Source organism: Streptomyces sp. NPDC043685, assembly GCF_056436585.1.
Map to the genome: position 1 here is coordinate 312,729 of NZ_JBWKCH010000009.1, position 20,833 is coordinate 333,561.

The following is a 20,833-nucleotide window of genomic DNA, read 5'->3' on the forward strand; positions in this document are numbered from 1 at the left end:
TACGGGATGCAGCTGCCCGTCCAGTCGCAGAGCACCCTCTACGCGGAGGACTGGGAGGCCGCCGCCGGGCCCGCCGACCTGCTGGAGGTCGCCCGCGCCGCCGACCGGGCCGGGTTCCACTACCTGGCGGCCTGCGATCACGTCGGCGTCCCCCGCCGGCTCGCCGCCGCCATGAGCACCGTCTGGTACGACCCCGTCGCCACCCTCGCGCACCTCGCCGCCGCGACCGAGCGCGTCCGGCTGCTCAGCCATGTCGCGATCGTCGGCCTGCGCCACCCCCTCCTGACCGCCAAGCAGTACGCCACGCTCGACCACCTCAGCGCGGGCCGGCTCATCCTCGGCGTCGGCGCCGGGCACGTCCGGGAGGAGTTCGAGGCCCTGGGCGTCGACTTCCACCGGCGCGGTGCCGTGCTCGACGAGTGTGTCGACGCCCTGCGCGCCGCCCTCGGGCCGGAGGAGTTCCCCGAGCATCACGGCAAGCTGTACGCCTTCGAAGGGCTCGGTCAGCGGCCCCGGCCCGTGCAGGACCCCGTCCCCCTGTGGGTCGGCGGCTCCTCGCCGGCCGCCCTGCGACGGGCCGCCCTCAAGGGCGACGGCTGGCTGCCCCAGGGAGATCCGCGGGACCGGCTGCCCGCGCAGATCGCCCGGATCGGGGAACTGCGCGAACAGGCGGGGCGGCGGGACCCGTTCACCGTGGGGGCCATCGCTGAGCCGCTGTACGTCGGCACGCCCCGGTGGGACGTGGGGCGCCGGACCCTCACCGGGGACCCGCGGCGGCTCGCCGAGTCGCTGCGGGCGTATCGCGCCATGGGCGTGCACCAGCTCCAGGTGCGGTTCCGCAGCCGGAGCCGCGCCGAACTCATCGACCAGATCGCGGCGTTCGGCGCCGAGGTCGCCCCCGAGCTGTGAGGAGAGCCCATGGGCAAGCTCGACGGACGGGTCGTCATCGTCACCGGTGCCGCACGCGGCCAGGGCGAACAGGAGGCCCGGCTCTTCGCGGCCGAGGGGGCCCGGGTGGTCCTCGCCGACGTCCTCGACGACCGGGGCGAGGCGCTCGCGAAGGAGATCGGCGCGCTGTACGTCCATCTGGACGTGGGACGGGAGGACGACTGGAGGTCCGCCGTCGCCGCCGCCAAGGACGCGTACGGCCGCGTCGACGGGCTGGTCAACAACGCCGGCATCCTCCGCTTCAACTCCCTTCTCGACACACCCCTCGACGAGTTCATGCAGGTCGTCCAGGTCAACCAGGTGGGCTGCTTCCTCGGCATCAGGGCGGTCGCCCCGGAGATGCCCGAGGGGGGCACGATCGTCAACACCGCCTCGTACACCGGCCTGACCGGGATGGCCGCCGTGGGTGCCTACGCGGCCACCAAGCACGCCGTGGTCGGTCTGACCCGGGTCGCCGCCCTGGAGCTGGCCGGGCGGGGGATACGGGTCAACGCCGTGTGCCCGGGGGCCATCGACACCGCGATGTCCAACCCGGCCCGGCTCGACCCGGACGCCGACCCGGCGCAGACGGCCGAGGGCCTCGACCGGCTGTACCGCAGGCTGGTGCCGCTGGGCCGGGCCGGGCGGCCGGAGGAGGTGGCCCGGCTCGCGCTCTTCCTGACCTCGGAGGACTCCTCGTACATCACGGGGCAGCCGTTCGTGATCGACGGCGGGTGGCTGGCCGGGGTCAGCGTCATCTGACGGACCGTCAGCTATTGACGCTCCCGGAAGCCGGTGGAACAGTCGGAGCCATAAATCTGACGCATCGTCAGAATCAGACCTCGGGGCGGTGAACCTCCTTGGAATTCGGCATCTTCGTTCAGGGATACGTCGGCAAGCGGGCCGAGACCGACCCGCTCGCCGAGCACAAGGCGCTGATGGAGGAGACCGAGTACGTCATCGAGGCGGACAAGTGCGGCTTCAAGTACGCCTGGGCCTCCGAGCACCACTTCCTGGACGAGTACTCGCACCTGTCCGCCAACGACGTCTTCCTCGGGTACCTGGCCCACGCGACGGAGCGGATCCACCTGGGCTCGGGGATCTTCAACCCGCTCGCCCCGGTCAACCACCCGGTGAAGGTCGCCGAGAAGGTCGCGATGCTCGACCACCTCAGCGGCAACCGCTTCGAGTTCGGCAGCGGGCGGGGCGCCGGGTCGCACGAGATCCTCGGGTTCATGCCGGGCGTGACCGACATGAACCACACCAAGGAACTCTGGGAGGAGACCATCGCCGAGTTCCCCCGGATGTGGCTCCAGGACGAGTACCAGGGCTTCCAGGGCAAGCACTGGTCGCTGCCGCCGCGGAAGGTCCTGCCGAAGCCGTACGGCCCGGCGCACCCGGCGATGTGGTACGCCGCCGGGTCGCCCCCCTCGTACGCGATGGCGGCGAGGAAGGGGCTCGGCGTGCTCGGCTTCAGCGTCCAGAAGGTCTCCGACATGGAGTGGGTGCTGGAGCAGTACAAGACGGCGATCGTGGACGCCGAGCCGGTCGGGGCCTTCGTGAACGACAACGTGATGGTGACGACCACGGCGATCTGCGCGCCGACCCACGCGGAGGCGGTGCGGATCGCCGCGAGCGGGGGGCTGCACTATCTGCCCTCGCTCGTCTTCCGGTACCACGACACCTTCCCCCGGCCCGAGGGCTTCCCGGTGTGGCCGGAGACGCTGCCCGAGTACACCGAGGAGTTCGTGGAGGTGCTGATCGAGGAGGAGTTGCTGATCTGCGGGGATCCGGACGAGGTGCTGCGGCAGTGCCGGCGGTGGGAGCGGGCCGGGGCCGATCAGCTGAGTTTCGGGTTGCCGGTGGGGGTGCCCAAGGAGGAGACGCTGCAGACGATCCGGCTGGTCGGGGAGCACGTGATCCCCCAGATCGATACGGATCCCGTGCATCGGACTTCGCGGTTCCGTCAGGGGGCCTGAGCGTTCGTCGGCGGGTGCGGCGTTCGTGGTGGCTTGTCGCGCAGTTCCCCGCGCCCCCAGGGCGCCCTACTCGAGGGAGTTGAGTGGTCATGCTCGATCACGTGATCAGGGGGGCGACCGTCGTCGACGGGTCCGGCGCGCCCGGCTTCACCGCGGACGTCGGCATCAGGGACGGCCGTATCTCCGTGGTGGGGACGGTCACCGAGGCATCACGGTCGGTCGAGGACGCCACCGGCCTCGTCCTCACCCCCGGCTTCGTCGATCCCCACACCCACTACGACGCCCAGCTCTTCTGGGACCCGTACGCCACACCGTCCCTCAACCACGGGGTCACCACCGTCGCCGGCGGGAACTGCGGGTTCACGCTCGCACCCCTGCATCCCGACCGGCCCGAGGACGCCGACTACACCCGGCGGATGATGTCCCGGGTCGAGGGCATGGCGCTGGTGGCGCTGGAGGAGGGGGCGCCCTGGACCTGGCATTCGTTCGGGGAGTACCTGGACGCCCTGGAGGGGCGGATCGCCGTCAACGCCGGGTTCATGGTGGGGCACTGCGCGCTGCGGCGGTACGTCATGGGGCCCCGGGCCGTGGGCGGGCAGCCGAGCGGGGAAGAGCTCGCCGCGATGGTGCGGCTGCTGCGGGACGCCATGGACGCCGGGGCCTGGGGGCTATCCACCACCCAGTCGAGCAGTCACTCCGACGGCGACGGACAGCCCGTCGCCTCACGGCACGCCCAGCCGGCCGAGCTGCTGGCGCTGGCGCGGGCTGTCGGGGAGTGCGAGGGCACCCAGATCGAGGCGATCGTCGCGGGCTGTCTTGATCAGTTCAGCGACGCGGAGATCGACCTTTTCGTGGAGATGAGCGCGGTGGCGGGACGGCCGCTGAACTGGAACGTGCTGACGATCGACGCGGCCGTTCCCGAGCGCGTGCCCCGGCAGTTGCTCGCGAGCGAGCAGGCGAGGAAGGCCGGCGGCCGGGTCGTGGCGCTGACCATGCCGATCCTCACGCCCATGAACATGTCGCTGGGCACCTTCTGCGCGCTCAACCTCATCCCCGGGTGGGGGCCGGTGCTCGGGCTGCCCGTACCCGAGCGGATCGAGAAGCTGCGGGACCCTGACGTCCGGGCCGAGCTGCTGCGGCGCGCGAATTCGAAGGAGGCGGGGGTCTTCCGGCGGCTCGCCGACTTCGGGCGGTACGTCATCGGCGACACCTACAGCGAGGCGAACGCCGGGCTGAGCGGGCGCGTGGTCAAGGACATCGCCGAGGAGCGCGGGCAGGAACCCTTCCAGTGCCTGGTGGAGATCTGCGCCAACGACGGGCTGCGCACGGTGCTGTGGCCGATGCCGACCGACAACGACCCGGCGTCCTGGGCGCTGCGGGCCCGGACCTGGCAGCACGAGGACGTGGTGCTGGGCGGGTCCGACGCGGGCGCGCATCTGGACCGGATGTGCGGGGCGCCGTACACCACCCGGTTCCTCGGGGACTGCCTGCGCGGGCGGCGGCTGGTCGCTCTGGAGCAGGCCGTGAAGATGCTGACCGACGACCCCGCCCGGCTCTTCGGGCTGCGCGAGCGCGGGCGGATCGAGGAGGGCTGGCACGCGGACCTGGTGCTGTTCGACCCGGAGCGGATCGACGCGGGCCCGGCCACCCTGGTGCACGATCTGCCGGGCGGCAGCCCGCGGCTGGACTCCCGGGCGCTGGGGGTGCGGGCCGTGTGGGTCAACGGGGCCGAGGCGATCCGGGACGACGTGGTGACCGGGGCCGTACCGGGCCGGGTGCTCCGCTCGGGGCGGGACACGGAGACGGTGAGCACGAGGTGACGGCACGGCAGCCGCTGTTCGTCGGCGGCTCCTGGGTGGAGCCGGACGGCGGGCACTACGCGGTGATCGACCCGGCGAGCGAGCGGACCGTCGGGTGGGCGCCCGAGGCCTCGCGGGATCAGGTGCTCACGGCCTGCGCCGCGGCCCGCGAGGCCTTCGGACCGTGGTCGCGCACCTCGCCGCAGGAGCGGGCGGCCGTGCTCGGACGGGCGGCGGGGATCATCGCCGCCCGGCTGCGGGAGTACGCCTCGCTGGCCCGGGCCGAGACCGGAGCGACCCTCGCCACCGCACGCGGCATGCAGGTCGGCGTCGCCGCCGCCCGCTTCCGGCGCTACGCGCGTGTGGAGCCCGCCGAGTGGGCGATCCCGCCGCAGATCAACGAGGCGGGGCCGATGGGGAGGGCCGCTGTCCTGGGCGCCCTGGCCGTCCGGCAGCCCGTCGGGGTCGTCACCTGCGTCACCTCGTACAACAATCCCTGGGCGAACGCGGCCGGCAAGATCGCGCCCGCCCTGGCCATGGGCAACACGGTGGTGGTGAAACCGGCCCCGCAGGACCCGCTGTCGGTCTACCGCATGGCGCGGGCCCTGGAGGAGGCCGGTGTGCCGCCGGGCGTGGTGAACGTGGTCGGCGGCGCCCGCACGGAGGTCGGCGAGGCGGCCGTGGCGTCGCCGGACGTCGACATGGTCAGCTTCACCGGCTCCACGGCGGTCGGGCGGCGCATCGCCGAGGTGTGCGGGCGGGACATGAAACGGCAGTTGATGGAGCTGGGCGGGAAGGGCGCGGCGGTCGTCTTCGACGACGCCGACCTCGCCTCGGCGGTGGCCGGGATCGGGACGACCTTCTCCTTCTACAGCGGGCAGATCTGCACCGCCCCGACCCGGGTCCTGGCGCAGCGCGGGATCCACGACCGGCTGGTGGAACAACTGGCCGGGTACGCCGCCCGGTTGAAGGTCGGCGACCCGGACGAGCCGGACACCGTGGTCGGCCCGGTCATCTCGGCGGCGCACCGGGACCGGGTGGAGTCGTACGTCGGACTGGGCCGCGAGGAGGGCGCGGTGGTGGTGGCGGGCGGCGAACGCCCCGGCCTGCCCAGCGGCTTCTACGTCGCCCCCACCCTCCTGGCCGGCTGCACCAACGGCATGCGGGTGGCCCGCGAGGAGATCTTCGGCCCGGTGGTGACCGTGATCCCCTTCGACGACGAGGAGGAGGCCGTCACGCTCGCCAACGACACCGACTACGGGCTCATCGACTACGTCTGGTCCGGGGACGTGGCCCGCGCCTTCCGGGTGGCACGGCGGCTGCGGGCCGGCGGGGTGGGCGTGAACACCGTCGGGCGGAACATGGAGGCACCCTTCGGCGGCTTCAAGCACAGCGGCGTGGGCCGGGACGTCGGCAGCTACGCGCTGCACGCCTACAGCGAGATCCAGGCGATCGTCTGGCCGGGCTGACGCGGCTCAGGCGTCCAGATCCACCCGCACGGTCAGCAGGTCCGTCCCCAGGGCCCGTACCCCCAGGCTGTTGACCCGGGGGAGCGTCCGCAGCCGGGCCAGCGGGTCGTCCTGCGGCATCAGGTGAGCGGTGCCCTCGTGCCACCGCCCGCGGATGCGGACCCGTACCCGCGGATCGGCGGTGATGTTGCGCACGTACTGCGACCGTTGGCCGAACTCCGACACCAGCCAGAAGGAGTCGCCGACGCGGCGCCCGCCCACCGGCGTCCGGCGGGGCAGCCCGGAGACGCGGCCCGTCGTCTCCAGGACCGTCTGGAGGGGGAGGCGCCGCAGGAGGGGGTTGAGACGGCGCTGGACGGCCGTGGTCGCGCGGAACCTCAGGTCGGGGCGGCGGGACATCGTCGGCGGGTCTCCTTCACACGAAGCTCTCACAGAACGCGCGATGGTTCCTGCTTCAATGATCCCTGACGCGGCATCGAGGAGAGCGGGTGGCTGCGGATGCGGATCGTGACCTGGAACCTATGGTGGCGCTTCGGGCCGTGGCAGACGCGGCAGAAGGCGATCCTCACGGCGCTGCGGGAGCTGCGGCCCGACGTCGTGGGGCTCCAGGAGGTGTGGGCGGCCGACGGCGAGAACCTCGCCGAGTGGCTGGCCGGTGAGCTGGGCCTGCACTGGGCCTGGGGCGCCTCGCCCGCCCCGGAGCGCTGGCAGCGGCGGATCGGGGACCCCACGGTCGGCATCGGCAACGCCGTGCTCAGCAGATGGCCGGTCGTCGACCAGGACGTGCTGCCGCTGCCCGCCCCGGCCGACACGGACGACGGCCGCCTGGCCCTGTACGCCCGGCTGGCCGGACCGGCCTACGAGGTCCCCTTCTTCACCGCTCACTTCAGCTCCGCCCTGCACGCCTCGGCGGTGCGCTGCCGGCAGGTCGCCGCGCTCGCCGAGTTCGTCGCCCGGCACGGCGGCGACTCCCCGTTCCCGCCCGTCGTCACCGGCGACCTCAACGCCTGGCCCGACTCCGACGAGATCCGCCTCCTCGGCGGCTACAAGACGGCCCCGACGGTGCCCGGGCAGGTCCTCGTCGACGCCTGGGAGTACGCCGACCCGGCCGCGCCCTGCGCCACCTGGGACGCGGCCAACCCGCACGTGGTGGCCGGCCGCAAACCCGGCGCCCGCATCGACTACATCCACGTGGGCCCGCCCGGCCCCGGCGGACTCGGCCGGGTCCGCGACGTACGGCGGGCCTGCGACGGCCCGGTCGACGGGGTGTGGCCCTCCGACCACGCGGCCGTGGTCGCCGACCTGGCGGACACGCCCTAGCGGCGCCCCAGGAACACCGGGTTCGTGAACGCCGCCAGCGGCCCGGGCAGCGGGCCCGCCGCCGCCTCGTGGCGCAGTTCGGCCCGCACGTACGCCGCGTAGGACGGCGTCGTGCGCCACTCCACCGTGCCCGAGCCGGACACCGGCAGCGGGGCGCTGGTGTGGACGACGCCCTGGTCGGTGACGAAGCGGACCGTGCAGCGCGGGGCGCCGGTGACCTCCAGGCGGACCGTGACCGGGGTGCCGGGGTCCACGTTGAGCCGCTCCCCGATGCCCGCGTGCTCGCCGCGTCCGCCGGACACCCGCAGCGACAGCGCGACCCGCGCGGACTCGGCGACGTAGGACCGCCCCGCCCGGATGCCCTCCTGGATCGCCTCCCGGGTCAGGTCGTCGGCCAGGACGACCGTCTGGGGGCTGCCCACGGCGTCCGGGGAGCGGTGGGCGTCGCTGCTGCCCATCGCCGGGATCCAGCCGCGCTCGTCCCGCACGGACGCCACGAGCATGCTGTCCCAGTCGGCCAGCGCCACCTCGTCGTCGGGTGTGTAGGGGCCGTTCCACACCTCGACGGCGTCCGCCTCGGCGAAGCCGAACTTCCAGTTGCAGCCGATGCAGGTGGCGTGCGGATGGGCCGGGACGACCAGGCCGCCGGCGCGGCGGATCTGCCGGGCGAACCGGCCGAAGCGGTTGTCGCGGGCCCGGTAGCGCCAGTCGACGAAGGTGCCCGGGTCGGTGCCGAGCGCGACCACGTGCCCGTTGCGGGTGGTGACCTCCTCGCCCAGCATCACCAGCAGGTCGTCCCCGGCCACGTCGGCCCAGTGGGCGTGCGCGGAGTGCGTGTTGTGCTCGGAGGAGTTGATGAAGTCCAGGCCGGCGGACCGGGCCAGTTCCCCGATCTCGGCGGGGGTGCGGCGGCCGTCGGAGTGCCAGGAGTGCAGATGGCAGTCGCCCCGGTACCAGGCCCGCCCCCGTCCCTTCGCCCGCTCCGGCGGATACACCGGCCGCGCTGTCTCGCCCGGCTCCCCGTACGTCAGCGTGAGGGTGATCTCGTACGACAGGCCCTGCGGGGCGACCGTGTACGGGCCGAGCGCGATGTGCCAGGTGCCCTCGCGGACCGGGCCGGGGAGGTAGCCGGGCGTCGCGTCGTCCGCCCGGACGAAGAACTCCGTGCGCGCCCCGCCCGACCAGCCGCGGAAGCCCCGGCCGCCCAGGTCGGTGCCGCGCTCGTCGAAGAGGCCGATGTCCAGGGCGTTGCCCAGGGTGCCGGCCGGGACGGACGGCCGGTCGTAGGTGTAGGCGACCTTGAGCTCCCGCACACCGGCCGGGATCTCGACGGGCACGTACACGAAGTCGGGGGAGCCGGGCGGCAGCGTGCCCCGCACGGTCCTGCTCTCCCGGCCCCCGTCGGCCGCTGAAGCAAAGCTCACGCTTCCCAAGGTAAGCGCGGCCGCCGCCCCGGTGGCGAACAGAGCGCGCCGTCCCAACCCGCCGTGGCTGTCCTCGCACATGCTGCTCCCCAGGTGTCGTCGGTGACGTGGCACGGGTGGTGCGGGGTGGTGCGTGTGCACCCTTGTAGTCAGCCGTGAACGGGCGTGCAAGGGAGGGGAATCGGACGGCGGGCGGCAGGGAAACGGGCCGCGGGCCCTGGCGGCCGCGGCATCCGAAAGTCCGACCGGTCGGTATGGACACCCGGCCCGCCCTCGGGTAGAGATGGGTCATGCGCATCGCCGTGACGATCTTCCTCACCGACGAGACGATCACCCCGACCCGGCTCGCCCGGGAACTGGAGGATCGCGGTTTCGCCGGGCTGTACCTGCCCGAGCACACCCACATCCCGGTCGAGCGGACCACCCCCTACCCGGCGGGCGGTGAGCTGCCGCCCGAGTACGGCCGCACCCTCGACCCGTTCGTGGCCCCTCGGCCAGGCCGCCGCCGTCACCGAGCGGCTCGGGCTCGGCACGGGCATCACGCTCGTCGCCCAGCACGACCCGATCGACCTGGCCAAGCAAATCGCCACCCTCGACCATCTCTCCGGCGGCCGGTTCACACTCGGGCTCGGCTTCGGCTGGAACGTCGAGGAGGCCGCCGACCACGGCGTGCGGTGGAGCACCCGGCGCGAGCTGGTCCGGGACCGGATGGCGCTGATGCGCGCCCTGTGGTCCAGCCGGCCGCTCGCCTACGAAGGGGAGTTCGGCAGCGTCCGGGCCAGCCACGCCCACCCGAAGCCCGTGCAGCAGCCGCGCGGTCCGGTCGTCGGCCCGCGCACGCTCGTCGGCGGGGCCGCCGGGCCCAAGCTGTTCGCGCACATCAGCGAGTACGCCGACGGCTGGCTGCCGATCGGCGGCCGGGGCCTCGGTGAGGCGCTGCCCGTCCTGCGCGGCGCCTGGGCCGACGCCGGCCGCGACCCCCAGGCCCTCCAGGTCGTCCCCTACGCCGTCCACCCGAGCCCGGGCAAGCTGGCCCACTACGCCGACCTCGGCATCGAGGAGGTCGTGGCGCAGCTGCCCCCGGCGGGGGACGCGGAGGTGCTGAAGACGCTGGACGGCCTGGCCGGATACCTCTGACCAACTGCCCTGCCGCGCAGGGCACTTGAATCCCCCTACTAAACTGCGGATCAGTTCGCCACGGGGGGAGAGCGTCATGAGGCTTGCCTGGTTTTTCTGGCTCCTGCGTCATTTCACCGAGTACGGCTACAGCCAGGGGCTGCTGCGCGCCGCGATCGGCACGGCGGCCGTACTGGTGACGTCCGCGCTGGTCTGGTTCACCCTGCACCGCAACCGGCCGGCCGCCGTCGCCGCCGCGGGCCTCACCTCGGCCCTGGGCATCGGGTGGCTGGCCTTCCACTGACGGGGCTCCCCCGAGCCTGATCAGCGCACTCGTATGCTCGAAGGATGACGACTCCCGCGACCTCCGGAACCGGCCCCACCGAGAACTCCATGCGTCGCGCCCTGAAACGGGCCAGGGACGGCGTCTCCCTCGACGTCGCCGAGGCGGCGGTGCTGCTCCAGGCCCGCGGTGAGCACCTGGAGGACCTCTCGGCCTCGGCCGCCCGGGTGCGGGACGCGGGGCTGGAGGCGGCCGGCCGGCCCGGCGTCATCACGTACTCCAAGAGCGTCTTCATCCCGCTGACCCGGCTGTGCCGGGACAAGTGCCACTACTGCACCTTCGTCACCGTCCCGGGCAAGCTCCGCCGGGAGGGTCACGGGATGTTCATGTCCCCGGACGAGGTGCTGGACATCGCCCGCAAGGGTGCCGCGCTCGGCTGCAAGGAAGCCCTGATCACCCTCGGCGACAAGCCCGAGGACCGCTGGCCCGAGGCGCGCGAGTGGCTCGACGCGCACGGCTACGACGACACCCTCGCCTACGTCCGGGCCGTCTCCATCCGCATCCTGGAGGAGACGGGCCTGCTGCCGCACCTGAACCCGGGCGTCCTGTCCTGGAGCGACTTCCAGCGCCTCAAGCCCGTCGCGCCCAGCATGGGCATGATGCTGGAGACCACCGCGACCCGCCTCTGGTCGGAGCCGGGCGGCCCCCACCACGGCTCGCCCGACAAGGAGCCCGCCGTCCGCCTGCGCGTCCTTGAGGACGCGGGCCGCTCCTCCGTGCCCTTCACCTCCGGGGTCCTCATAGGCATCGGCGAGACCCACGAGGAGCGCGCCGAGTCGCTGTTCGCGCTGCGCAAGGTCTCCCGCGCCTACCACGGCGTCCAGGAGCTGATCATCCAGAACTTCCGCGCCAAGCCGGACACCGCGATGCGCGGCATGCCCGACGCGGAACTCGACGAACTGGTCGCCACGGTCGCCGTCGCCCGCCTCCTCATGGGCCCGAGCGGCAACATCCAGGCCCCGCCCAACCTCGTCGACGACGAGTACGAGCGGCTGATCCGCGCCGGCATCGACGACTGGGGCGGCGTCTCCCCGCTCACCATCGACCACGTCAACCCCGAGCGGCCCTGGCCGCAGATCGAGCGGCTCGCCGAGAAGTCCCGCGCCGCAGGGTTCGAGCTGCGCGAACGCCTCTGCGTCTACCCCGAGTTCGTCCGGCGCGGCGAGCCCTGGCTGGACCCGCGACTGCGCCCGCACGTGGCCGCGCTGGCCGACCCGGAGACCGGACTCGCCCGGCCCGAGGCCCTTCCGCAGGGGCTGCCCTGGCAGGAACCCGAGGAGGTCTTCACGGCCTCCGGCCGCACGGACCTGCACTCCTCCATCGACACCGAGGGCCGCACCTCGGACCGCCGGGACGACTTCGACGAGGTGTACGGCGACTGGGGCGCCCTGCGCGAGGCCGCCGCCCCGGGCATGGCACCCGAGCGCATCGACACCGACGTACGGCAGGCCCTGCGCACGGCGGCCGACGATCCGACGAAGCTCACCGACGACGAGGCCCTCGCCCTGCTGCACGCGGACGGCCCGGCGCTGGACGCCCTCGCCCGGGTCGCCGACGACGTGCGCAAGTCGGCGGTGGGCGACGACGTCACCTACATCGTCACGCGGAACATCAACTTCACCAACGTCTGCTACACCGGCTGCCGTTTCTGCGCCTTCGCCCAGCGCCGCACCGACGCCGACGCCTACACCCTCTCCCTGGACCAGGTCGCCGACCGGGCCCAGCAGGCCTGGGACGTGGGCGCGGTGGAGGTGTGCATGCAGGGCGGCATCCACCCGGACCTGCCCGGCACGGCGTACTTCGACATCGCGCGGGCCGTGAAGGAGCGCGTGCCCGGCATGCATGTGCACGCCTTCTCGCCCATGGAGGTCGTCAACGGCGCGACCCGCACCGGCCTGTCCGTGCGCGAATGGCTGACGGCGGCCAAGGAGGCGGGCCTGGACACCATCCCGGGCACGGCCGCCGAGATCCTCGACGACGAGGTCCGCTGGATCCTCACCAAGGGCAAGCTGCCCGCCGCCGACTGGATCGACGTCGTGACGACCGCCCACGAGCTGGGCATCCGCTCGTCCTCGACGATGATGTACGGCCATGTCGACCAGCCCCGGCACTGGCTCGGCCACCTGCGCACCCTCGCGGGCATCCAGCAACGCACCGGCGGCTTCACCGAGTTCGTGACCCTGCCGTTCGTGCACACCAACGCGCCGGTCTACCTGGCGGGGATCGCCCGTCCGGGCCCGACCATGCGGGACAACCGCGCGGTCACGGCCATGGCCCGGCTGCTGCTGCACCCGTACATCCCCAACATCCAGACCAGCTGGGTCAAGCTCGGCACGGAGGGCGCGGCCGAGATGCTCCGCTCGGGCGCGAACGACCTCGGTGGCACGCTCATGGAGGAGACCATCTCCCGCATGGCGGGCTCCTCGTACGGCTCGTACAAGTCGGTCAAGGACCTCATCGCGGTGGCCCACGCCGCGGGTCGTCCGGCCAGGGCCCGGAACACCCTGTACGGGGAGGTGCCCGAGGAGCGGCAGCGGGCGGCGGCGGCCTCGGACGGGCATCTGCCCCAGCTGCTGCCGGTGCTGGACTGACGGGTCCTACTGGCCCCCGGCGTCCGCCGGCTGATGCTCCGTCAGGGGCCGGCCTGTCGTGACGCCGGGGCCCGGCGGCCGCGCGGGAGGCGTGCCCCGGCCCAGCCACAGCAGCAGCAGACCGAGGGCGCCGGCGATCGCCGGCCAGTAGACGTAGCGGAAGTCCGTCGCGGGCATGATCGGCAGATAACCGAGGATGTAGGCCGCCGAACTGACGCCCAGCGCCCGGACCGGCATCGCGAAGGCGCCCCGGCCCGGCCGGACGGCGAGCACCAGCGCGACGGCCAGCCAGAACCACCCGCGGAACAGCCAGGGCAGGTCGGCGGCCATCCCCTCGACGTACGAACCGAGCATGTCCTCGAGGCGGGGGTGCGCCACCTCGATGCCCAGGTCGTTGCGGGTGACGCCCGCCTTGTAGGGGTAGCCGGTCTCGAACAGCAGTGACGCGAACAGGCGCAGCCGGTACTGGAGGTACTGCGGCACGTGCCCGCCCATCTCCCGCAGCCACAGGGAGGTGATCTCGCCCGAGTCGCCGCGCAGTCCGTCGGCCGGCCGTTCGTAACAGGCCCAGTAGGCGTCCGACAGGGCGCCGATGCGCCGGCACTCGCGCGCCGAGGCCACGAGCCGGTTCCTGAGGGCGGGCGGGACGTCCGCCGAGCGCAGCTCGTCCACCCGCAGCACGTGCACCAGGTCGTCCAGCATGATCTGCGCGCCCTGCTCGGTCTGCAACGGCTCTGCGAACAGCGCGATGGCGGCCGCGGGCACGACCAGCGCGGCGGCGAGCGCGGCCGTGCACCGCACCCAGGTGCCGCGCCCGGGGGCGCGCCACAGCGCGAGGACGAGCAGGACGAAGACGGGGATCGCGGCGAGGAAGGCGTTCTTGCGCACCAGCATGGCGTAGGCGAGGAACAGCACACCCAGCCAGAGCAGGCCCCACCGCACGGCGGGGCGGACGCGCCGGTCCCGGATCCGCAGCCCCGTGCACGCGACGGCGCACGCGGCGAGCAGCGCCTGCGCCGCGTGGACGTCCTTCCAGACCACTCCGGCGAACGTCAGCACCCACGGGGCCAGGCCGAGTCCGAGCACGGCGAGCGATCCGCCGCGCCTGCCGGTCAGGTCCCACACGCACCGGGCCAGCACCCACAGCGCCCCCCAGAACACCAGCGACTGCAGGACCAGCAGGGACGTGATCGAGCCGGTCACCGCGATGAGCGCCCGCCAGACCAGACTGAGCACGGGCGGGTGCCAGTCGGTCAGGGGCCTCTTCCCCTCGGCCTGCCGGAGCTGGTCGAGGCTGTCGGGACTCAGGTAGCCGGGCGCGAAGACGAGGATCGTGGCCAGACAGCACACGGCGGCGAGGGCGGCCAGGACCCAGCCCCAGTGCCGCGCCCGAGGCATCCATCCCATTTGTCCCATGTGCCGGATGCTAACGGCTCAGGGTGCGACGAAGACGTAGCGCCGGTAGGCGTAGAAGCGGAACAGGGTCGCGAGCGCCCAGCCGAGGATGCGGGCGGTGTTGTCGCTGAGCGGCGAGTCGAGTCCGAGCAGGTGCCGGGAGGCGTAGACGGTGCCGGCGGTGATGGCGAGCCCCACGGCGTTGGCGACGAGGAACAGGACCAGTTCACGCGTCACCTTCTCGCGGTGGCGGTCGCGGTAGGTCCAGTAGCGGTTACCGGCCCAGCTGAACAGCGCGGCGGCGCAGGTCGCGACGACGGACGCCTGGACCGGAGAGGCGCTCATCGGCCCGCCCCGCGCCCCGCCGGGCAGCCCGAAGACCAGCAGGTTGTACCCGCCGTTGTCGACGACGAACGCCAGAGCCCCGACGACGCCGAACTTGGCGGCCTCGCGCCAGATGCCCCGCACGGCGTTGCGCACGGAGGTGGCCACGGAAGAGATCACGGAAGGGATCGCGGAGGGAGGAACCGGCACAAAAGGGAGAGTAGCCACCCGGCGTGCCCCCGCTCGGCGGGCTCGCTCATATCGCATCATTTCCTACTATCCGACAGCGCCTCGGGCGAGGAGTGGGAGTGGCAGTGGAACCGACGATCGCGTGTGTCGTGCCGTGTCACAACGAGGAGGCGGCCGTCGGCAAGGTGGTCCGCGACCTGCGCGCGGCCCTGCCCGAGGCCGTGGTCTACGTCTACGACAACGCCTCCACCGACCGCACGGTCGAGGTCGCCCGGGCGGCGGGCGCGATCGTGCGGGAGGAGCCCCGCAAGGGCAAGGGAAACGTCATCCGCCGCGCCTTCGCCGACGTCGACGCGGACGCGCTGCTCATCATCGACGGCGACGACACCTACGACGCCTCCCGCGCCCGGGACCTGGTGGACCTGCTCTTCGAGGGGCCGTACGACCAGGTCGTCGGAGCCCGCCGGGTGACCGACGACGGGGCCTACCGGGCCGGACACGCGGTCGGCAACAAGGTGCTCACCGGGGCCGTGCGGTCCCTGTTCGGCAACGACGTGACCGACATGCTCAGCGGCTACCGGGTCTTCTCACGGCGGTTCGTGAAGTCCTTCCCGGCACTCGCCCGGGAGTTCGAGACCGAGACCGAGATGACCATCCACGCGCTGCACCTGCGGCTCCCCACGGCGGAGGTGGTCGTCGACTACCGGGTCCGGCCCGCGGGCGGCGAGAGCAAGCTGCGCACCTACCGCGACGGCTGGCGCATCCTGCGGGTCATCCTCGACCTGGCCCGGCGCGAGCGCCCCTCGCTGGTGCACACCGTCCTCGCCGGAGTGCTGGCCCTCGTCTCGGTCGTGCTCGGCATCCCCGTCATCGCCGACTTCATCGAGACGGGCACCGTGCCCCGCGTCCCCACGGCGATCCTGGCCGCCGCGATCATGACGATCGCCGCGCTGGTGCTGCTCTCGGGCTACATCCTCGAATCGCTCACGCACATGCGCCAGGAGCAGACCCGGCTGGTGCACCTCTCCTACCCGGCCCCCGTGCGCACCCCGCGCTACACCGCCCGCGGCGCCGGCACGGGCCCGGTCCCGGTCCGCAAGACCGCCGACGGCCCCTGAGACGGCCGAGGGTCACAGAGACGGGCCGGGAGCCCCCTGAGGCACCGGGGGAGCGGCGGGTGCGCAGTACGATGATCGGAACCCCGTGTCGGTGCGGGGTCCCGTGACTGAGGAGATGCGTGCCGGTGCCTGCCCGACTGCCTTCGTGGGCCTGGGTGACCGGGCTGACCGTGGGAGCGATAGCCGCGGTGACGGTCCTGGGCCTTCAGGCCGACAAGGGCCCGCACCCCACCGCCACGTCGGTCAAGCCGAGCAGCACGGCCTCGGCGCAGCCCACCCCCACCCCCTCGGCCCCGGCGAGGGTCCCCGACGCCTCCGGCACCGGCCGGCGCATCGTCTACTCCCTCGGCGAGAAGCGGGTGTGGCTGGTCGACGCCAGCGAGGCCACGCGCCGCACCTTCACCGTCTGGCCGGGCTCGGTCAGCCCCGACCCGGGCAGCTACACGGTGTCCTCGCGCAACCCGGCCACGACCGGCTCGGACGGCGTCCAGATCGAGCACATCCTGTACTTCGCCGCGAAATCCGGCGTCTCCGTCGCCTTCTCCAACGCCGTCGACGGGGCCTCGCCGCCGCCCGCCGCCTCCGGCTCCAAGACGGGCGGAGTCAGGATGCGGAAGGCGGACGGCTCGGCACTGTGGGCGTTCGGCACGGTCGGCACGACCGTGACCGTGGTCAAGTAGCGGCGGCGCTCAGGAGGCGGAGGTCTCCGTCCGCGGCGCCGACAACTGGTTGACGATCAGCACGACACCGCTGAACAGGAAGATCCGCGTCGCGGCGTCCAGCCCGTTCCAGCTCTTCGACTGCCACATCGAGAACCACTCACCGCCGATCGCGATGAACCCGGCCCCGAACAGCAGCATCACCATCAGCAGCCCGTACGTGGACATCCGACGGGCGCGCAGGTCATCGCGTCTGGCCCACAGCCAGCTCCCGTATATGAGGACCAGCGCGGCCGCGGTCTCCCAGACGATGATCCCGACGTAGGCGGCGTCCTGGAGCCCCTGGCTCGTGATCGCCCGCCACATCAGGTCCTCGTCCTTGAACGTGGTGTCCATGGCCAGCACGTGCCGGACGAACTGCTGGTTGGTCCCGAAGTCGGTGATGTTCCCGAAGGCGACGAGCGCCATGTAGAGGGCGATGGTCGCGGTCAGCAGGGTGGCGGCGAGCGACAGCGCGCCGCGTGATGTGGAGGTGGCCATGCCGATCATTCTCCCCGCGGGCGGACCCGCGGTGTACCCCGCGGCCGTTGGGCGAGAATGACGACGGAGACCGGCCGGGCGAGTCGAGGGGACGTACGGATGCCGCAGGCGAGACCGTCCATGCAGGAGCTGATCCGGCAGCGCGGCCGGGCCGGGTTCGTCGGCCGGAGCGCCGAACGGGCCGCGTTCCGGGCCAACTTCACCGTAGCGCCCCATGACGAACGCCATCGCTTCCGCTTCCACGCGCACGGCAACGCGGGCGTCGGAAAGACCTTCCTGCTCCGCGAGTGGGAGCACCTCGCCCGCGAACAGGGCGCCCTGACCGCGTACGTCGACGACAGCGCGGCCGGTGTGCCGGAGGTGATGGAGCAGATTGCCCGTCAGTTCGCTTCGCAGGGAGCGCGGTTGAAGGAGCTGGAGCGCCTGCTCGCCGCGCACCGCGAGCGCCGGCACGAGGCGGAACTGGCCGCGCTGGCGGTCCTGGACACGCGAGCGGAGGAGTCCGCCCCGTCGACGGGCGGCCGGATGGTGGCACGGGCCGGAGTGGTCGCCGCCGGCATGGTGCCGATGGTCGGACCGCTCGCCGGGATGCTGGACGCGGACCAACTCGCCCAGGTCGCCGACCGGTTGCGCGCCAGCCTGATCGCCCGCTTCCGCAACCACGAGGACCTCCAGCTGGTCCTCGCCCCCGAACAGGTGCTCACCCCCGTGCTGCTGCGCGAACTGTCGGACACCTCCGCCCCCTGGATCGCCCTCTTCCTGGACACCTACGAGCGGACGGGCCCGCGCCTGGACGCCTGGCTGCACGAGATCATGACGACGGACCGCCACGGCCCCCTGCCCGCCACCACGGTGGTGGCCACCGCGGGCCGCACCCCGCTGGACCCGGCCCGCTGGGGCGGGCTGGCGGACTTCGTCACCGAGGTGCCGCTCGCCCCCTTCACGGAGACGGAGGCCCGCGGCCTGCTGGCGGCCAAGGGCGTGACCGCCGAACCGGTCGTCGAGGAGGTGCTGCGCCTCACCGGCGGCCTCCCCGTCCTGGTCTCCACCCTCGCCGAGTCCCGCCCCACCGACCCGGACGACGTGGGCGACCCGAGCGCCACGGCCGTGGACCGCTTCCTGGAGTGGGAGGATCCGGTGCGGCGGACCGCCGCCCTGTCCTGCGCCCTGCCCAGACGGCTGGACGGGGACGTGTTCCGGGCGGTGGCCCAGTGCCCGGAGGAGGACCTGGAGCGCGTCTGGTCGTGGCTGCGGGGCATGCCGTTCGTCACCGACCGCGCCGGCGGACGCCTGCGCTACCACGACGTCGTACGGGCCCCCATGCTGCGCGCGGAGCGCCACCGGTCCCCGCGCGACTGGGTGCAGCGGCAGCGGCGCCTGGCGGAGCTGTTCGGAGGCTGGCGCGAGGAGACCGGGGCGGGCCGCGGCACCGAGGAGCTGTGGGCCGACGACACCTGGCGGGAACTGCGGCTGGAGGAGACCTACCACCTGCTGTGCGCGGGGGAACGGGACGCGCTGCCCCAGGCGTTGCGCGACTTCGTCCAGGCGTGCGACGCGGGCGTGGCCGGGCGGTGGGCGCGTGCGCTGGTGGACGCCGGAGGGGACGCGGACGCGGAGGCGACGTCCCGGTGGGGCGCCGAACTGACCACGGCCCTCGACACCGAGGGGGTCGTCGCCGCCCTCGGGCTGCTCCTGCGCCGTGCCGGACTCGACCCGCGGACCCAGGCCAGGGCCCGGGTCGTGCGGGGCGACGAACTGCGCGGCGAGGGCGCGTACGAGCAGGCCCTCGCCGAGTACGACCGGGCCGTCGCACTGGACCCGGAGTCGGCCGTCGCCCACCGGAACCGGTCGGGCATCCGGGGAGACCTGGGCGACCACGACGGGGCGATCGCCGACCTGGACCGGGCCGTCGCGCTGGAACCCGGCAACGCCTGGTACGTCGCCCTGCGCGGCGAACACCAACGGATCGCCGGACGCGACGCGGAGGCGCTGCGGGACCTGACCGAAGCCGTCCGCCTCGACCCCTCGCTCGCCTTCGCCTGGGCCTCCCGGGGCGCCACCCACGAGCGCGCCGGAGACCACGACCAAGCCCTCGCCGACCTCGGGCGGGCCCTCGACCTCGACCCGGACTACGCCTGGGCGCTCGCCCGCCGCGCCCGGGTCTGGCGCGCCAGGGGAGAGGGCGGTCGTCAACTGGCCGACCTCGACCGCGCCCTCACCCTGCGCCCCGACTGGCCCTGGGCCCGCTGCGAACGGGGCGACGCGCTGCGCGGCGCCGGCCGCGACGAGGAGGCGGTCGCCGACCTGGACATCGCCCTCACCCTGGACCCCGCGTACGCGTCGGCGTACGCGAGCCGGGGCGCGTCCCTGGCCCGCCTCGGCCGCCACGTGGAGGCGCTGGCCGACCTGAACCGGGCGGTGGAGATGCGGCCGGGTTACGTCTGGGCGTTGTGCCGCCGGGCCGTGCTGCACGCGGCCATGGGGCGGCCGCAGGAGGCCCGGGCCGATGAGGAACGCGTGCGGGAACTCGACCCCGGGGCGGCGGCGGCGCTGGTCAGCGAGCTGTCGTGAACTCCAGGAACTCGGACCAGGCGCCGCCGGTGAACGCCAGTCGGGCGCCGTCCTTGTTCTTGGAGTCGCGGATGTGGATGGGGCCCTGAGCGGGGGATATGGCGACCTCGACGCAATCGGGCCCGTCGTTGCTGCTGTAGCTGCTCTTGAACCAGGCGAGTTCAGTGGTCACGTCTCGTCTCCCAGAACTTTCTCAATGAAGGCCAGGGACTCTCGGGGTGAGAGGGCCTGCGCCCGGATCATTCCATAGCGCATGTCGAGGATCTGGGCGTCCCGAGGCTCGCTGATCACGCGGCTGTGCAACTGGGCTTCGGAGTGCCCCAGCACCTTGCCGTCCTGGAATTTCAGGAGCCGAAACGGACCTGCCATGCCCGCGTGGTCCTCCCGATCCGTAGGCATGATCTGGATGGACACGTGCCTCAACCCGGCTACGTCCAAGAGGTGTTGGAGCTGTCGGCGCAGTACCATTCTGCCCCCGACCGGCCGCCGCAGGGTCGTCTCTTCCTGGACAAAGGTGATGAGCGGGCGTGGTACGCGGTCGAAGACGGCCTTCCGCGCCATGCGCGCTGCGACGTGCCGTTCGATCTCGTCCTCCGTGTAGGCGGGACTGCGCATGGCGTACAACGCCTGGGCGTACTCCGGTGTCTGGAGCATCCCGTTGATCTGGTGGGTGTCGTAAGCCCCGAGTTCGAGGGCCTCGTCCTCCAGCTTGGCCAGGTCCCGCACGGTCTTCGGATACCGCGCCCTCTCCACGTCCTCCTTCATCACGGAGATCTTGCCGCCCGCGCCCAGGACCTCATCGGCCTTGTCGAGAAAGTCCGGCTTGGGGATGCGCCGCGCGCGTTCGACGGACGACACCATCTCCTCCCCGTAGCCGATGGCCGAGCCCAGCTCCGCCTGCTTGAGGCCCGCCGCCTCGCGCCACATCTTGATCTGCCGCCCGACCGCCCTGAGTACGGCCGCCGCTTCCTCGTCCTCCACGCCTTCCCCTCCTGACGTACGAGCCGTACGACCCCGTGAGGCGTCCGGACAGTCACGCTCCGTACCGAGGTCGTCGCTGTTCAGAGTA

General features: G+C 72.8%; 18 protein-coding genes and 1 pseudogene. 12 read left to right on the forward strand and 7 right to left on the reverse strand.

Annotated elements, in window-relative coordinates; genetic code table 11:
* Window positions 1-6 precede the first annotated feature (6 nt).
* The 5 genes from AC0665_RS29125 (at window position 7) to AC0665_RS29145 (ending at window position 6,174) form a co-directional block, all read left to right on the forward strand.
* On the forward strand, window positions 7-909 hold the full coding sequence (locus AC0665_RS29125) for a TIGR03619 family F420-dependent LLM class oxidoreductase (protein WP_478706120.1): 903 nt from the start codon (window positions 7-9) through the stop codon (window positions 907-909).
* A gap of 9 nt (window positions 910-918) precedes the next feature.
* Complete coding sequence (locus tag AC0665_RS29130) at window positions 919-1,689, forward strand: SDR family NAD(P)-dependent oxidoreductase (RefSeq protein ID WP_478706095.1); 771 nt, start codon at window positions 919-921, stop codon at window positions 1,687-1,689.
* Between the two features lie 98 nt (window positions 1,690-1,787).
* Window positions 1,788-2,906, forward strand: a complete 1,119-nt coding sequence (locus AC0665_RS29135) for an LLM class flavin-dependent oxidoreductase (protein ID WP_468411599.1) — start codon at window positions 1,788-1,790, stop codon at window positions 2,904-2,906.
* Window positions 2,907-2,995: 89 nt separating this feature from the next.
* On the forward strand, window positions 2,996-4,726 hold the full coding sequence (locus AC0665_RS29140; RefSeq protein ID WP_478607820.1) for an N-acyl-D-amino-acid deacylase family protein: 1,731 nt from the start codon (window positions 2,996-2,998) through the stop codon (window positions 4,724-4,726).
* Window positions 4,723-6,174 (forward strand): aldehyde dehydrogenase family protein, encoded by a 1,452-nt coding sequence (locus AC0665_RS29145; RefSeq protein WP_478607822.1) that lies wholly within the window; start codon window positions 4,723-4,725, stop codon window positions 6,172-6,174. Before AC0665_RS29140 ends, AC0665_RS29145 begins: the two co-directional genes overlap by 4 nt.
* A 6-nt stretch (window positions 6,175-6,180) precedes the next feature.
* Here the strand turns inward: AC0665_RS29145 and AC0665_RS29150 are convergent, their stop codons facing one another.
* Window positions 6,181-6,573: a nitroreductase/quinone reductase family protein gene (locus AC0665_RS29150; RefSeq protein ID WP_468411593.1), complete on the reverse strand. Its 393-nt coding sequence runs from the start codon at window positions 6,571-6,573 to the stop codon at window positions 6,181-6,183.
* Between the two features lie 99 nt (window positions 6,574-6,672).
* Between AC0665_RS29150 and AC0665_RS29155 the strand changes: the two genes are divergently transcribed.
* Entirely contained in the window at window positions 6,673-7,494 is an 822-nt protein-coding gene (locus AC0665_RS29155) for an endonuclease/exonuclease/phosphatase family protein (protein WP_468411591.1), read from the forward strand.
* Here AC0665_RS29155 and AC0665_RS29160 read toward each other — a convergent pair.
* Window positions 7,491-8,999: a CehA/McbA family metallohydrolase gene (locus AC0665_RS29160; RefSeq protein WP_478607824.1), complete on the reverse strand. Its 1,509-nt coding sequence runs from the start codon at window positions 8,997-8,999 to the stop codon at window positions 7,491-7,493. The two genes, AC0665_RS29155 and AC0665_RS29160, sit on opposite strands and share 4 nt — an antisense overlap.
* 209 nt (window positions 9,000-9,208) lie before the next feature.
* Here AC0665_RS29160 and AC0665_RS29165 point away from each other — a divergent pair.
* The 3 genes and pseudogenes from AC0665_RS29165 to AC0665_RS29175 all read left to right on the forward strand — a co-directional run bounded on the left by AC0665_RS29165 (window position 9,209) and on the right by AC0665_RS29175 (window position 12,968).
* A pseudogene (locus tag AC0665_RS29165) lies at window positions 9,209-10,055 on the forward strand (LLM class F420-dependent oxidoreductase).
* Window positions 10,056-10,131: 76 nt separating this feature from the next.
* On the forward strand, window positions 10,132-10,338 hold the full coding sequence (locus AC0665_RS29170; RefSeq protein ID WP_478607827.1) for a hypothetical protein: 207 nt from the start codon (window positions 10,132-10,134) through the stop codon (window positions 10,336-10,338).
* A 44-nt stretch (window positions 10,339-10,382) separates the two neighbouring features.
* On the forward strand, window positions 10,383-12,968 hold the full coding sequence (locus AC0665_RS29175; protein WP_478706096.1) for a bifunctional FO biosynthesis protein CofGH: 2,586 nt from the start codon (window positions 10,383-10,385) through the stop codon (window positions 12,966-12,968).
* Between the two features lie 6 nt (window positions 12,969-12,974).
* On the opposite strand, the gene AC0665_RS29180 is transcribed toward AC0665_RS29175, so the two are convergent.
* Entirely contained in the window at window positions 12,975-14,384 is a 1,410-nt protein-coding gene (locus tag AC0665_RS29180; protein WP_478706097.1) for a hypothetical protein, read from the reverse strand.
* A gap of 18 nt (window positions 14,385-14,402) precedes the next feature.
* Entirely contained in the window at window positions 14,403-14,867 is a 465-nt protein-coding gene (locus tag AC0665_RS29185) for a GtrA family protein (RefSeq protein ID WP_478607832.1), read from the reverse strand.
* Between the two features lie 128 nt (window positions 14,868-14,995).
* Here AC0665_RS29185 and AC0665_RS29190 point away from each other — a divergent pair, with 128 nt between their 5' ends.
* Both AC0665_RS29190 and AC0665_RS29195 read left to right on the forward strand, forming a co-directional pair.
* Window positions 14,996-15,994: a glycosyltransferase family 2 protein gene (locus AC0665_RS29190; RefSeq protein ID WP_468636352.1), complete on the forward strand. Its 999-nt coding sequence runs from the start codon at window positions 14,996-14,998 to the stop codon at window positions 15,992-15,994.
* A gap of 125 nt (window positions 15,995-16,119) precedes the next feature.
* Window positions 16,120-16,674 carry a hypothetical protein gene (locus AC0665_RS29195; RefSeq protein ID WP_468411575.1) on the forward strand — a complete coding sequence of 185 codons (555 nt, stop codon included), beginning with the start codon at window positions 16,120-16,122 and terminating at the stop codon, window positions 16,672-16,674.
* A 9-nt stretch (window positions 16,675-16,683) separates the two neighbouring features.
* Here AC0665_RS29195 and AC0665_RS29200 read toward each other — a convergent pair whose 3' ends face one another.
* Window positions 16,684-17,193, reverse strand: coding sequence for a DUF2165 domain-containing protein (locus AC0665_RS29200; RefSeq protein ID WP_366050074.1), 510 nt, complete (start codon window positions 17,191-17,193; stop codon window positions 16,684-16,686).
* 99 nt (window positions 17,194-17,292) lie between these two features.
* Between AC0665_RS29200 and AC0665_RS29205 the strand changes: the two genes are divergently transcribed.
* Window positions 17,293-19,764, forward strand: coding sequence for a tetratricopeptide repeat protein (locus AC0665_RS29205; protein ID WP_478706098.1), 2,472 nt, complete (start codon window positions 17,293-17,295; stop codon window positions 19,762-19,764).
* Here AC0665_RS29205 and AC0665_RS29210 read toward each other — a convergent pair.
* Window positions 19,748-19,936, reverse strand: coding sequence for a DUF397 domain-containing protein (locus AC0665_RS29210; RefSeq protein WP_478706099.1), 189 nt, complete (start codon window positions 19,934-19,936; stop codon window positions 19,748-19,750). The genes AC0665_RS29205 and AC0665_RS29210 overlap by 17 nt on opposite strands.
* Window positions 19,933-20,745, reverse strand: a complete 813-nt coding sequence (locus AC0665_RS29215; RefSeq protein ID WP_468636359.1) for a helix-turn-helix domain-containing protein — start codon at window positions 20,743-20,745, stop codon at window positions 19,933-19,935. Before AC0665_RS29215 ends, AC0665_RS29210 begins: the two co-directional genes overlap by 4 nt.
* Window positions 20,746-20,833 lie beyond the last annotated feature (88 nt).

Excerpts from the sequence above, each read along its gene's own strand:
- AC0665_RS29160 (WP_478607824.1), bottom strand. The coding sequence starts at position 8,999 with ATGTGCGAGGACAGCCACGGCGGGTTGGGACGGCGCGCTCTGTTCGCC.
- AC0665_RS29175 (WP_478706096.1), top strand. The coding sequence starts at position 10,383 with ATGACGACTCCCGCGACCTCCGGAACCGGCCCCACCGAGAACTCCATG.
- AC0665_RS29140 (WP_478607820.1), top strand. The coding sequence starts at position 2,996 with ATGCTCGATCACGTGATCAGGGGGGCGACCGTCGTCGACGGGTCCGGC.
- AC0665_RS29200 (WP_366050074.1), bottom strand. The coding sequence starts at position 17,193 with ATGGCCACCTCCACATCACGCGGCGCGCTGTCGCTCGCCGCCACCCTG.
- AC0665_RS29125 (WP_478706120.1), top strand. The coding sequence starts at position 7 with ATGCAGCTGCCCGTCCAGTCGCAGAGCACCCTCTACGCGGAGGACTGG.
- AC0665_RS29130 (WP_478706095.1), top strand. The coding sequence starts at position 919 with ATGGGCAAGCTCGACGGACGGGTCGTCATCGTCACCGGTGCCGCACGC.
- AC0665_RS29180 (WP_478706097.1), bottom strand. The coding sequence starts at position 14,384 with ATGGGACAAATGGGATGGATGCCTCGGGCGCGGCACTGGGGCTGGGTC.
- AC0665_RS29170 (WP_478607827.1), top strand. The coding sequence starts at position 10,132 with ATGAGGCTTGCCTGGTTTTTCTGGCTCCTGCGTCATTTCACCGAGTAC.
- AC0665_RS29155 (WP_468411591.1), top strand. The coding sequence starts at position 6,673 with ATGCGGATCGTGACCTGGAACCTATGGTGGCGCTTCGGGCCGTGGCAG.
- AC0665_RS29205 (WP_478706098.1), top strand. The coding sequence starts at position 17,293 with ATGCCGCAGGCGAGACCGTCCATGCAGGAGCTGATCCGGCAGCGCGGC.
- AC0665_RS29150 (WP_468411593.1), bottom strand. The coding sequence starts at position 6,573 with ATGTCCCGCCGCCCCGACCTGAGGTTCCGCGCGACCACGGCCGTCCAG.